Source organism: Staphylococcus sp. FSL W8-0305 (assembly GCF_037966415.1).
Taxonomy (GTDB): domain Bacteria; phylum Bacillota; class Bacilli; order Staphylococcales; family Staphylococcaceae; genus Staphylococcus; species Staphylococcus aureus.
This window is the reverse complement of the sequence record NZ_CP150198.1, coordinates 752,431-766,470: the sequence shown is the minus strand read 5'-3', so window position 1 is coordinate 766,470 and position 14,040 is coordinate 752,431. Positions and strand designations below refer to the sequence as shown.

Below are 14,040 nucleotides of genomic sequence, written 5' to 3'. Positions count from 1 at the left end.
TATTTGAGTAGACAATCTCAACCAAATATACATATCAAAGTTTCACCAACAACTAAATTTAAAACAACTACTATAGTTTTTAAATTTATGGCACCTTTAGAATATGACACAATAACAGCTAGATCATTATTAAGCAAATTATTAGTTCGAGCAACTAAGAAATGGCCAACCGATAAGTCATTTAATAATCACTTAGCCGATTTATATGGTGCGTATGTGAATAGTACAATTTCAAAATTCAAAGATCAGCATGTCATTACATTTTCATTAGAAATTGTTAATGAACGTTATTTAAGAAACGGTGAATCATTATTTAATCAAGGATTAGATTTATTACAAGAAATCATTTGGAATCCATTAATTGAAAATAAAGCATTCAATGATAATTTTGTTAACCAAGAGAAAACATTATTAGCCAAAAAAATAGAAGCAATGGTAGATAACAAAGCACAATATTCGTTTTTAAAATTACTCGACCATATGTTTGAAAATGAAGCATATAAATACTTATCTACAGGACAACTAGAACAAATCCCACATATTACTGCTGAAACACTATATCATACATATCAATCAATGATTAATAATGATCAATGTTCTGTTTATGTTGTCGGCAATGTAGAACCTGAAAGTGTTGAGAAACAAATACGTGAAAAATTTGCACTTAAACCATTCGATAAACATCAATTCCAACATTCTACTCATCATTTACACGATGAAGAAGTTGATTATATTGTTGAATATGATGACGTGGATCAAGCTAAATTAAATATGGGATACCGATTTCCAACACAATATGGACAAAGTGGATATGCTGCCTTTGTTGTATTTAACATGATGTTTGGAGGAGATCCTTCATCTGTTTTATTTAATGAAGTGCGAGAAAAGCAAAGTTTAGCGTACTCTATACATTCACAAATTGATGGCAAAAATGGCTATTTATTTGTTTTGAGTGGGGTTTCAAGCGATAAGTACGAAACTGCAAAAGACACTATTATAAGTGAATTTGAAAAAATAAAAGCAGGAGATTTCACTGAAGAAAAATTAGAGTTAGCTAAAAAAGTAATCATTTCTCATCGATATGAATCTGAAGATCGTCCGAAAAGTATTATAGAGATTATGCATAACCAAATATTATTAGAGCAACCACAAAGCAAAGAAACATTTATAAATGATATACAGAAGGTAAGTCGCGAAGATATTGTTTCTGTTGCTGAAAAAGCATTTTTAGATACAATCTATGTGTTGACAAAAGGAGGGGATAAATAATGAAAGAGCGTTATTATGAATTAATAGACGAAAGAGTATTCGAACAAGAATTAGAAAATGGTTTACGATTATTTATTATCCCCAAACCAGGTTTTCAAAAGACATTTGTCACTTACACTACACAATTTGGTTCATTAGATAATCAATTCAAACCCCTTGGACAAGACCAATTTGTTACTGTACCTGATGGAGTTGCTCACTTTTTAGAACATAAATTATTTGAAAAAGAAGAAGAAGACTTATTTACTGCGTTTGCTGAAGAAAATGCACAAGCAAATGCGTTTACAAGCTTTGATCGTACAAGCTACTTGTTCAGTGCAACTGATAATATTGAAAACAACATTAAACGTTTACTTACAATGGTTGAAACGCCTTATTTTACAAAAGAAACTGTTGATAAAGAAAAAGGTATTATTGCAGAAGAAATAAAAATGTATCAAGAACAACCTGGATATAAATTAATGTTTAATACATTGCGTGCAATGTATCAACAACATCCAATACGTGTTGATATTGCCGGTAGTGTAGAAAGTATATACGATATTACAAAAGATGATTTGTATCTATGTTATGAAACGTTTTATCATCCATCAAATATGGTTTTATTTGTTGTTGGTGATGTGGATCCTGAAGCAATATGTCGAATAGTAAAACAACACGAGGATGCTCGTAATAAAGTTAACCAACCCAAAATCGAACGAGGACTTGTTGATGAACCGGAGGATGTTAAAGAAGCATTTGTTACTGAATCTATGAAAATTCAATCACCAAGACTAATGCTTGGTTTTAAAAATAAACCATTACAAGAAGCGCCTCAAAAATATGTACAACGTGATTTAGAAATGTCATTATTCTTTGAGTTAATTTTTGGGGAAGAAACAGATTTTTATCAGAATTTATTAAACGAAGGACTTATCGATGATACATTTGGTTATCAATTTGTACTAGAGCCGACGTATAGTTTTTCAATCGTGACAAGCGCTACTGAAGAACCAGATAAATTAAAAAAATTATTATTAGATGAGTTGCGCGATAAAAAAGGCAATTTCCAAGATGCAGAAGCATTTGAACTTTTGAAAAAGCAATTTATAGGTGAATTCATATCAAGTTTAAACTCACCTGAATATATTGCTAATCAATATACTAAATTGTATTTTGAAGGTGTTAGTGTGTTTGACATGTTAGACATTGTTGAAAACATCACGTTAGATAGTATTAATGAAACGTCATCGTTATATTTAAATTTAGATCAGCAAGTCGATAGTCGTTTGGAGATTAAAAAGTAATGAAAGCATTAGTATTAGGTGGTTCTGGTTCAATTGGTTCTGAGATAGTCAAACAATTATTAACTGATGGATTTGAAGTTTATGTGCAATATTATCGTACTGATATAAATGAATTAACTAACAAATTTAATGATGATAAAGTTCATTTTATACAAGCGGATTTATCTCAAACAATTGATATTGACAAAACATTTGGTGACATTAAATCATTAGACTGTTTAATATATGCAAGTGGTCAGTCTTTATATGGTGTTTTACAAGATATGAAAGACCATGATATTGATGCATGTTATCAGTTAAATGTCTTGCAATTAATTCGATTATGTAGATATTTCGTTGATGTTTTACGTCAAAGTGACAATGGAAGAATTATTGTAATTTCATCAATTTGGGGTGAGACAGGAGCTAGCATGGAAACTATTTATTCGACGATGAAAAGTGCACAATTAGGTTTCGTTAAGGCGCTTAGTCAAGAGCTTGCACTAACATCAGTGACAGTAAATGCTATCGCACCTGGTTTTGTAGCTGGTAATATGGCAAGTGAGTGGCAAGAAGATGAACTTCAAGCAATGATAACTGAATTACCACAACAGCGATTGGTTTTACCGAGTGAGGTTGCTCATACATGCGCCTATTTATATCACCCAAATGCTAGAAGTGTTACTGGAACTATACAGAAAGTTAATGGGGCTTGGTATATTTAAAATATAGAACTATTTTTATGAGCAAATGTTTTTATGATTGATGTTATAATATGAATATTACAATGAATCATAATTTGTTAATTAAACAAGGGGTGAGGTTCACCATGACAGTTGCAGAGAAAAAAGAATGGTACCTAGAATACGAAATTGAAATTAATAGACCGGGTCTTTTAGGTGATGTATCTAGTTTATTAGGTATGTTAGGTATAAGTATTGTTACAATTAATGGTGTTGATCAAGGTAAACGAGGCCTTTTAATTAAAACAGACAATCTTGAAAAAGTTGAACGTTTTGAGCAAATAGCTCGTGGTATAAATGAAATTGAAATAACAAAGCTTAAAAAACCAGAATTAAGAGACCGTCTTGCAGTTAGACATGGTAGATATATTGAGCAAGATGCAAAAGATAAGAAAACCTTTCGATTTGAGCGTGAAGATTTAGGCTTGTTAGTAGACTTTTTAGCTGAATTGTTCAAAGAAGAAGGTCATAAGTTGATTGGCATTAGAGGTATGCCACGGGTTGGTAAAACCGAATCAATTGTTGCGGGAAGTGTTTGTGCACATAAGAGATGGTTATTTATTAGTTCTACTTTAATAAAACAAACTGTACGTAGCTCTCTAATTAAAGGGGAATATGATGCCAATCATGTATATATTATTGATGGTGCAGTTACTGCCAGAGAATCTAATCCAAAACATCAAGAGCTTGTTAACGAAGTTATGACGTTACCTTCAATCAAAGTCGTTGAACACCCAGATTTATTTGTTGAAACAAGTACTTGTACAATGGAAGATTTTGACTATATTATCGAATTGAGAGAAAATGAAAATCAAGAAATACATTACGAAGAAATGAAGAAACAGACAGTCCAAAGTAAGAATAATTTAGATTTTGGAGATCCATTTGGTGGTGGTTTTGGTTTCTTCGAGTAAGTGTAAGGAGGCTATGAATTGAAAACGGTCGGTGAAGCGCTAAAAGGTAGACGTGAAAGGTTAGGAATGACTTTAACAGAATTAGAGCAACGTACTGGAATTAAACGTGAAATGCTAGTGCATATTGAAAATAATGAATTCGATCAACTACCGAATAAAAATTACAGCGAAGGATTTATTAGAAAATATGCAAGCGTAGTAAATATTGAACCTAACCAATTAATTCAAGCTCATCAAGATGAAATTCCATCGAACCAAGCCGAATGGGACGAAGTAATTACAGTTTTCAATAATAATAAAGACTTAGATTATAAGAGTAAATCAAAAGAGCCAATACAATTATTAGTAATCATGGGTATTACAGTTTTAATAACTTTATTGTTATGGATCATGTTAGTTTTAATATTTTAACAGAAATAAATTAGTGAGAAATGAGGATGTATAATGAATATTCCGAACCAGATTACGGTTTTTAGAGTAGTGTTAATACCAGTTTTTATATTGTTTGCGTTAGTTGATTTTGGATTTGGCAATGTGTCATTTCTAGGAGGATATGAAATAAGAATTGAGTTATTAATCAGTGGTTTTATTTTTATATTGGCTTCCCTTAGCGATTTTGTTGATGGTTATTTAGCTAGAAAATGGAATTTAGTTACAAATATGGGGAAATTTTTGGATCCATTAGCGGATAAATTATTAGTTGCAAGTGCTTTAATTGTTCTTGTGCAACTAGGACTAACCAATTCTGTAGTAGCAATCATTATTATTGCCAGAGAATTTGCCGTAACTGGTTTACGTTTACTACAAATTGAACAAGGATTTGTAAGTGCAGCTGGTCAATTAGGTAAAATTAAAACAGCAGTTACTATGGTAGCAATTACTTGGTTGTTATTAGGTGATCCATTGGCAACATTGATTGGTTTGTCATTAGGACAAATTTTATTATACATTGGCGTTATTTTTACTATCTTATCTGGTATTGAATACTTTTATAAAGGTAGAGATGTTTTTAAACAAAAATAAATATTTGTTTATACTAGATTTCATTTTCATATGGAATCTAGTTTTTTTAATCCCAATTTTAGAAATTAGCCACGCATTTGTTTATAATGATATATTGTAAAATAATATTTGTTCATTTTTTAGGGAAATGTGTTGTAGCATCTGATACATTGAATTTAAAATTGATGTGAATTTTTAAATGGAATACATGAAAAAATGAATTAAACGATACAAGGGGGATATAAATGTCAATTGCCATTATTGCTGTAGGCTCAGAACTATTGCTAGGTCAAATCGCTAATACCAATGGACAATTTCTATCTAAAGTATTTAATGAAATTGGACAAAATGTATTAGAACATAAAGTTATTGGAGATAATAAAAAACGTTTAGAATCAAGTGTTCGTCATGCGTTAGAAAAATATGATACTGTTATTTTAACAGGTGGCTTAGGTCCTACGAAAGATGACTTAACGAAGCATACAGTGGCCCAGATTGTTGGTAAAGATTTAGTTATTGATGAGCCTTCTTTAAAATATATTGAAAGCTATTTTGAGGAACAAGGACAAGAAATGACACCTAATAATAAACAACAGGCTTTAGTAATTGAAGGTTCAACTGTATTAGCAAATCATCATGGCATGGCTCCAGGAATGATGGTGAATTTTGAAAACAAACAAATTATTTTATTACCAGGTCCACCGAAAGAAATGCAACCAATGGTAAAAAATGAATTGTTGTCACATTTTATAAACCATAATCGAATTATACACTCTGAACTATTAAGATTTGCTGGAATAGGTGAATCTAAAGTAGAAACAGTATTAATAGATCTTATCGATAAACAGACTAATCCTACGATTGCGCCTTTGGCAGGAAGTCATGAAGTATATATTAGATTGACTGCAAATGCCGACTCAAAAGAACAAGCACAATCATTGATTCAACCTGTTAAGCAAGAAATTCTTGATCGTATTGGAGAATATTATTATGGTTCAGATGACACATTAATTGAGCAAGCTGTAATAAAGAAAATTAATGAACCTTTTGTAATATATGATGGTATTACTAATGGTGCTTTATATCATCGATTGAAAGAAGTGGATTTAAACGATGTTCTAAAGGGTATGATTAATCACAATGAAAACTTTGTTGATATTAATAAACCTATTGAGCAGCAATTAAAAGATGCAGTGCAATTTGTTAATAAATTATTTAATGTGTCATCAGCAATTATTCTATTAGAGTATGATGGTGTAGTCCATATAGGCTATGATAATAACTTAGAATTTAAAACTGAGCAATTTAAAATGTCTGAATCTAGAAATTTATTAAAGAACAGAAGTCAAAATTATGCGCTTATAAGGTTATTAAATTGGCTTAGAACAACAAATTAATTGTATTATCGATAAAAATATAAGCACGTTTGTTCGTTTTTGTGTTTTGATTTCAAGATTTTACACGAACAAATATTCGCAAAACACTTGTATTTTATTTTGAATCCTTGTATAGTATTGGTAAGATAATTAAAAGATAGCAATTTCAATTAGGAGGTCTCGCTTTGGATAACGATCGTCAAAAAGCTTTAGATACAGTAATTAAAAATATGGAGAAATCTTTCGGTAAAGGTGCCGTAATGAAGTTGGGTGACAATATAGGTCGCCGAGTTTCAACTACATCAACTGGTTCAGTTACATTAGATAATGCGCTAGGTGTAGGTGGCTATCCTAAAGGACGAATTATTGAAATTTATGGTCCTGAAAGTTCTGGTAAGACAACAGTAGCGCTTCACGCTATTGCTGAAGTACAAAGTAATGGCGGGGTGGCAGCATTTATCGATGCTGAACATGCTTTAGATCCAGAATATGCTCAAGCATTAGGCGTAGATATCGATAATTTATATTTATCGCAACCGGATCATGGTGAACAAGGTCTTGAAATCGCTGAAGCATTTGTTAGAAGTGGTGCAGTTGATATTGTAGTTGTAGACTCAGTTGCTGCTTTAACACCTAAAGCTGAAATTGAAGGAGAAATGGGAGACACTCACGTTGGTTTACAAGCTCGTTTAATGTCACAAGCGTTACGTAAACTTTCAGGTGCTATTTCTAAATCAAATACAACTGCTATTTTCATCAACCAAATTCGTGAAAAAGTTGGTGTTATGTTCGGTAATCCAGAGACTACACCAGGTGGACGTGCATTAAAATTCTATAGTTCAGTAAGACTAGAAGTACGTCGTGCAGAACAGCTTAAACAAGGACAAGAAATTGTAGGTAATAGAACTAAAATTAAAGTCGTTAAAAATAAAGTGGCACCACCATTTAGAGTAGCTGAAGTTGATATTATGTATGGACAAGGTATTTCTAAAGAGGGTGAACTTATTGATTTAGGTGTTGAAAACGACATCGTTGATAAATCAGGAGCATGGTATTCATACAATGGCGAACGAATGGGTCAAGGTAAGGAAAATGTTAAAATGTACTTGAAAGAAAATCCACAAATTAAAGAAGAAATTGATCGTAAATTGAGAGAAAAATTAGGTATATCTGACGGTGATGTTGAAGAAACGGAAGATGCACCAAAGTCATTATTTGACGAAGAATAGTACACAAATTTATATCTATAGTTAAACTTAGCAAATATCCTTATAGGATTGATTGAAAGTGATATTCATCTCATAAAGCTGGAATAATATCTAACTTTATGGGATGCACTTCAAATCGAGACTATAAGGTTTTTTATTTTATTTATTTTTACATTATCAATAGTTTTATAATCGAGCTTCAAAACTTTAGAAAATAGTAGAAATAGCATTCAATATAGTGCAAAAGTGCAAATTGATAACTTGACACTTATCTCCTATAAACCGTACAATTAATTTGTATGATTTATATATAATTTCATAAAGTCATATTGAATTTCATATAAAGAGCAAACCCTAGAAAAGGAGGTGTTTGTGTGAATTTATTAAGCCTCCTACTCATTTTGCTGGGGATCATTCTAGGAGTTGTTGGAGGGTATGTTGTTGCCCGAAATTTGTTGCTTCAAAAGCAATCACAAGCTAGACAAACTGCCGAAGATATTGTAAATCAAGCACATAAAGAAGCTGACAATATCAAAAAAGAGAAATTACTTGAGGCAAAAGAAGAAAACCAAATCCTAAGAGAACAAACTGAAGCAGAACTACGAGAAAGACGTAGCGAACTTCAAAGACAAGAAACCCGACTTCTTCAAAAAGAAGAAAACTTAGAGCGTAAATCTGATCTATTAGATAAAAAAGATGAGATTTTAGAGCAAAAAGAATCAAAAATTGAAGAAAAACAACAACAAGTAGATGCAAAAGAGAGTAGTGTTCAAACGTTAATAATGAAGCATGAACAAGAATTAGAACGCATCTCCGGTCTCACTCAAGAAGAAGCTATTAATGAGCAACTTCAAAGAGTAGAGGAAGAACTGTCACAAGATATTGCAGTACTTGTTAAAGAAAAAGAAAAAGAAGCTAAAGAAAAAGTTGATAAAACAGCAAAAGAATTATTAGCTACAGCAGTACAAAGATTAGCAGCAGATCACACAAGTGAATCAACGGTATCAGTAGTTAACTTACCTAATGATGAGATGAAAGGTCGAATCATTGGACGTGAAGGACGAAACATCCGTACACTTGAAACTTTAACTGGCATTGATTTAATTATTGATGACACACCAGAAGCAGTTATATTATCTGGTTTTGATCCAATAAGAAGAGAAATTGCTAGAACAGCACTTGTTAACTTAGTATCTGATGGACGTATTCATCCAGGTAGAATTGAAGATATGGTCGAAAAAGCTAGAAAAGAAGTAGACGATATTATAAGAGAAGCAGGTGAACAAGCTACATTTGAAGTGAACGCACATAATATGCATCCTGACTTAGTAAAAATTGTAGGGCGTTTAAACTATCGTACAAGTTACGGTCAAAATGTACTTAAACATTCAATTGAAGTTGCGCATCTTGCTAGTATGTTAGCTGCTGAGCTAGGCGAAGATGAGACATTAGCGAAACGAGCTGGACTTTTACATGATGTTGGTAAAGCAATTGATCATGAAGTAGAAGGTAGTCATGTTGAAATCGGTGTAGAATTAGCGAAAAAATATGGTGAAAATGAAACAGTTATTAATGCAATCCATTCTCACCATGGTGATGTTGAACCTACATCTATTATATCTATCCTTGTTGCTGCTGCAGATGCATTGTCTGCGGCTCGTCCAGGTGCAAGAAAAGAAACATTAGAGAATTATATTCGTCGATTAGAACGTTTAGAAACGTTATCAGAAAGTTATGATGGTGTAGAAAAAGCATTTGCGATTCAGGCAGGTAGAGAAATCCGAGTGATTGTATCTCCTGAAGAAATTGATGATTTAAAATCTTATCGATTGGCTAGAGATATTAAAAATCAGATTGAAGATGAATTACAATATCCTGGTCATATCAAGGTGACAGTTGTTCGAGAGACTAGAGCAGTAGAATATGCGAAATAATTTTTGTCTCCCTCACAAATTAGTGAGGGAGCTTTTTTAAGTTGTAGTTTCAATCTAGTTAGACAGTACTTTATTGGTAATAACTATATTAGACAGTAGTTATTTGAAAGTAAGATGGACCTTATATTAAATAAGAAGTTATTGCTTTTAATAAAAATGTTTTAGGTTCATAATTACTATATTTATATTATGTAAACCTATAAAGGTGATTGCTTTTTCAAACTAAAAAAAGAAGAGAAGATGTAACACATCTTCTCTTCTGTAATATTAATTAGAAATTATTTCTAAGTTGAGTTATTTTAATTGTAAATCTGTTTTCTTTAATTCTTTTATAACTTCTGCAGTATCATAACAATTTGTTGCAATTGTTGAATATCTCTCTGCTAAACGATATGCATTAATGTAAAGCTTTAAACTTTCTTTAGCTATATCCTCTGCATCTTCGAATTTTGATGGGTTAGACATAACCACTAATTCTGCAAATTTTTCTGGATCAATATTAATAGACATGTATTTATTTACAACTCCTATTTATTTTGATGTCTTAATACTAACATATTGAAGTTTTCAGACAAAGTAATGTCTCTCTATAATTGAAGAAAAATAATTCAAAGAATTTAATATTTACTTTAAATATTAGAACGTATGAATTAAACTAGTATTTATGAGAGGATGAACAAAACATGAGAATAATGTTTATAGGGGATATCGTAGGTAAAATTGGACGAGACGCAATTGAAACGTACATACCTCAACTGAAGCAAAAGTATAAACCAACAGTTACAATTGTAAATGCTGAAAATGCAGCGCATGGTAAAGGTTTGACTGAAAAAATATATAAACAATTACTAAGAAATGGTGTAGATTTCATGACTATGGGTAATCACACATATGGTCAACGTGAAATTTATGATTTTATAGATGAAGCAAAACGACTAGTAAGACCAGCTAATTTTCCGGATGAAGCGCCGGGAATTGGTATGAGATTTATAAAAATTAATGATATTAAACTTGCAGTTATTAATCTGCAAGGAAGAGCGTTTATGCCAGATATTGATGATCCTTTTAAAAAGGCAGATCAATTAGTCAAGGAAGCACAAGAACAAACTCCGTTTATATTTGTTGATTTTCATGCAGAAACAACTTCTGAAAAGTATGCAATGGGATGGCATTTAGATGGTAGAGCTAGCGCTGTTGTTGGAACGCATACACACATTCAAACAGCAGATGAACGTATTTTACCAAAGGGTACAGGGTATATAACGGATGTTGGTATGACAGGCTTTTATGACGGCATTTTAGGAATAAATAAAACAGAGGTAATTGAGCGTTTTATCACTAGTTTGCCACAAAGACATGTTGTTCCAAATGAAGGTAGAAGTGTATTATCTGGTGTTGTTATTGATTTGGACAAAGAAGGTAAAACAAAGCACATCGAACGTATATTGATAAATGATGACCATCCATTTTCAACATTTTAAAATTACGTAAGTAAACATTCTAATTGGACCCTATCGTCCATTAGTATGAATTTAATATAGTACCACTGTTTACATAGTAAATCGGTGGTTCTTTTTGTTATCATTTAATATGAAATATATCCATAGGAGGCATATAACTATGAAACCACAATTATCGTGGAAAGTTGGCGGTCAACAAGGCGAAGGTATTGAATCAACTGGGGAAATCTTCGCAACGGCTATGAATAGAAAAGGATATTATTTATATGGATATAGACATTTTTCAAGTCGTATCAAAGGTGGACATACGAATAATAAAATTAGAGTTTCTACGACGCCTGTTCATGCAATTAGTGATGATTTAGATATTTTGATTGCATTTGACCAAGAAACAATTGATGTTAACCATCATGAAATGAGAGAAGACAGTATCATTTTAGCTGATGCCAAGGCTAAACCTGTGAAACCAGAAGGATGTCATGCACAGCTTATTGAATTACCTTTTACAGCAACCGCTAAAGAATTAGGTACAGCATTAATGAAAAACATGGTTGCAATAGGTGCTACTAGCGCATTGATGAATTTGAATACAAATACATTTGAAGAACTTATTACTAATATGTTTTCTAAAAAAGGTGACAAGGTAGTTGAAGTCAATATCCAAGCATTAAACGAAGGTTATCAATTAATGCAATCTCGCTTATCTGAAATCGACGGGGACTTTGAATTAGAGTCAACAGATGCACTACCACATCTATATATGATTGGTAACGATGCCATTGGATTAGGTGCAATTGCTGCAGGTTCACAATTTATGGCGGCATATCCTATTACACCTGCGTCTGAAGTTATGGAATATATGATTGCCAATATATCTAAAGTAAACGGAGCGGTTATTCAAACAGAAGATGAAATTGCTGCTGTAACTATGGCTATTGGTGCAAATTATGGTGGAGTCAGAGCGTTTACGGCTAGTGCTGGTCCAGGTTTATCTTTAATGATGGAAGCAATTGGATTATCTGGTATGACTGAAACGCCATTAGTCATAATTAATACCCAACGAGGTGGACCTTCTACTGGATTACCTACGAAACAAGAACAGTCAGATTTAATGCAAATGATTTATGGTACACATGGTGATATTCCAAAAATAGTTGTAGCACCTACTGATGCAGAAGATGCATTTTATTTAACTATGGAAGCCTTTAATTTAGCAGAACAATATCAATGCCCTGTTATAGTTCTAAGTGATTTACAATTATCTTTAGGAAAACAAACTGTTGAAAAATTAGATTATAATCGCATTGAAATTAAACGTGGTGAAATCATTCAATCTGATATTGAACGTGAAGAAGATGATAAAGGTTATTTCAAGCGTTATGCGTTAACATCCAATGGTGTTTCTCCTAGACCTATCCCGGGTGTTAAAGGAGGTATTCATCATATAACTGGTGTGGAACACAATGAAGAAGGTAAACCTAGCGAATCTGCGTCAAATAGACAACAACAAATGGAAAAACGAATGCGTAAAATTGAGCAGTTACTAATTGAATCGCCAGTAGAAGCTAACTTACAACATGAAGATGCAGATATTCTTTATATCGGTTTTATTTCTACAAAAGGTGCAATTCAAGAAGGTAGTAATCGTTTGAATCAACAAGGCATAAAAGTTAACACTATACAAATTAGACAATTGCATCCATTCCCAACAAGCGTTATTCAAGATGCAGTTAATAAAGCGAAGAAAGTCGTTGTAGTGGAGCACAATTATCAAGGACAATTGGCTAGTATTATAAAAATGAATGTCAATATTCATGATAAGATTGAAAATTATACAAAGTATGATGGGACACCTTTCCTACCACATGAAATCGAAGAAAAAGGTAAAATAATTGCTACTGAAATAAAGGAGATGGTATAGATGCCGACATTTAAAGATTTTAGAAATAATGTTAAGCCTAACTGGTGCCCTGGATGTGGCGATTTCTCAGTACAAGCTGCAATTCAAAAAGCAGCCGCAAATATAGGGTTAGAACCTGAACAAGTAGCTATCATCACCGGTATAGGATGTTCTGGCCGTCTTTCAGGATATATTAATTCTTATGGCGTTCATTCTATTCACGGACGTGCATTACCTTTAGCTCAAGGTGTAAAAATGGCGAATAAAGATTTAACTGTTATTGCATCTGGAGGAGATGGTGATGGTTATGCTATTGGTATGGGGCATACAATCCATGCTTTAAGAAGAAATATGAACATGACGTATATAGTCATGGATAATCAAATTTATGGTTTGACAAAGGGACAAACATCGCCGTCATCAGCAGTAGGATTTGTTACTAAAACAACGCCAAAAGGTAATATAGAAAAAAATGTTGCGCCTTTAGAATTAGCATTATCATCTGGTGCCACATTTGTAGCCCAAGGTTTTTCAAGTGATATTAAAGGATTAACAAAACTAATTGAAGATGCAATTAATCACGATGGGTTTTCATTTGTTAATGTCTTTTCACCATGTGTGACTTATAATAAAATTAACACATACGATTGGTTTAAAGAACATTTAACAAGTGTTGATGACATTGAAAACTATGATTCTACAGATAAACAATTAGCGACTAAAACTGTTATTGAACATGAATCTTTAGTAACTGGTATTGTTTATCAAGATAAAGAAACCCCATCATATGAATCTCAAATCAAAGAGTTAGATGATACACCACTAGCTAAAAGAGATATCAAAATTACTGAAGACACGTTCAATGCATTAACTGAACAATTTATTTAATAATTAAAACTGAGTCGTATAAATGTATTTATAACAGATCCATTTATGCTACTCAGTTTTTTTACTATTACAAAATATAAA

13 protein-coding genes are annotated in these 14,040 nt (G+C 32.3%); 12 read left to right on the top strand and 1 reads right to left on the bottom strand.

All coding sequences use genetic code 11. From position 1 onward, the window contains the following. Positions 1-3: 3 nt before the first annotated feature. The 9 genes from NST10_RS03855 to rny all read left to right on the top strand — a co-directional run bounded on the left by NST10_RS03855 (position 4) and on the right by rny (position 9,711). Entirely contained in the window at positions 4-1,269 is a 1,266-nt protein-coding gene (locus tag NST10_RS03855) for a pitrilysin family protein (protein WP_000089941.1), read from the top strand. Continuing rightward, positions 1,269-2,555 carry a pitrilysin family protein gene (locus NST10_RS03850; RefSeq protein WP_000664777.1) on the top strand — a complete coding sequence of 429 codons (1,287 nt, stop codon included), beginning with the start codon at positions 1,269-1,271 and terminating at the stop codon, positions 2,553-2,555. The genes NST10_RS03855 and NST10_RS03850 overlap by 1 nt, the downstream gene beginning before the upstream one ends. Next, entirely contained in the window at positions 2,555-3,259 is a 705-nt protein-coding gene (locus NST10_RS03845) for an SDR family NAD(P)-dependent oxidoreductase (RefSeq protein WP_000646219.1), read from the top strand. The genes NST10_RS03850 and NST10_RS03845 overlap by 1 nt, the downstream gene beginning before the upstream one ends. Positions 3,260-3,363: 104 nt before the next feature. After that, entirely contained in the window at positions 3,364-4,191 is an 828-nt protein-coding gene (locus NST10_RS03840) for a YmfK family protein (RefSeq protein ID WP_000214890.1), read from the top strand. Positions 4,192-4,209: 18 nt separating this feature from the next. After that, on the top strand, positions 4,210-4,602 hold the full coding sequence (locus tag NST10_RS03835) for a RodZ family helix-turn-helix domain-containing protein (protein ID WP_000859443.1): 393 nt from the start codon (positions 4,210-4,212) through the stop codon (positions 4,600-4,602). 33 nt (positions 4,603-4,635) lie between these two features. Further along, on the top strand, positions 4,636-5,214 hold the full coding sequence (gene pgsA, locus NST10_RS03830) for a CDP-diacylglycerol--glycerol-3-phosphate 3-phosphatidyltransferase (protein ID WP_001025093.1): 579 nt from the start codon (positions 4,636-4,638) through the stop codon (positions 5,212-5,214). 224 nt (positions 5,215-5,438) lie between these two features. Further along, entirely contained in the window at positions 5,439-6,590 is a 1,152-nt protein-coding gene (locus tag NST10_RS03825; RefSeq protein ID WP_000020354.1) for a CinA family nicotinamide mononucleotide deamidase-related protein, read from the top strand. A gap of 164 nt (positions 6,591-6,754) precedes the next feature. Then, complete coding sequence (gene recA, locus NST10_RS03820; protein ID WP_000368166.1) at positions 6,755-7,798, top strand: recombinase RecA; 1,044 nt, start codon at positions 6,755-6,757, stop codon at positions 7,796-7,798. A 353-nt stretch (positions 7,799-8,151) separates the two neighbouring features. Next, positions 8,152-9,711: a ribonuclease Y gene (rny, locus tag NST10_RS03815; protein WP_001050913.1), complete on the top strand. Its 1,560-nt coding sequence runs from the start codon at positions 8,152-8,154 to the stop codon at positions 9,709-9,711. A gap of 294 nt (positions 9,712-10,005) precedes the next feature. On the opposite strand, the gene NST10_RS03810 is transcribed toward rny, so the two are convergent. Further along, positions 10,006-10,221, bottom strand: coding sequence for a hypothetical protein (locus NST10_RS03810; protein WP_000026308.1), 216 nt, complete (start codon positions 10,219-10,221; stop codon positions 10,006-10,008). A 173-nt stretch (positions 10,222-10,394) separates the two neighbouring features. Between NST10_RS03810 and NST10_RS03805 the strand changes: the two genes are divergently transcribed. The 3 genes from NST10_RS03805 (at position 10,395) to NST10_RS03795 (ending at position 13,959) form a co-directional block, all read left to right on the top strand. Next, a complete protein-coding gene (locus NST10_RS03805; RefSeq protein ID WP_001222103.1) occupies positions 10,395-11,192 on the top strand; it encodes a TIGR00282 family metallophosphoesterase in 798 nt (265 codons plus the stop codon). A 139-nt stretch (positions 11,193-11,331) separates the two neighbouring features. Beyond that, a complete protein-coding gene (locus tag NST10_RS03800) occupies positions 11,332-13,092 on the top strand; it encodes a 2-oxoacid:acceptor oxidoreductase subunit alpha (protein ID WP_000804336.1) in 1,761 nt (586 codons plus the stop codon). Beyond that, complete coding sequence (locus tag NST10_RS03795; RefSeq protein ID WP_001141929.1) at positions 13,093-13,959, top strand: 2-oxoacid:ferredoxin oxidoreductase subunit beta; 867 nt, start codon at positions 13,093-13,095, stop codon at positions 13,957-13,959. Positions 13,960-14,040: the final 81 nt, after the last annotated feature.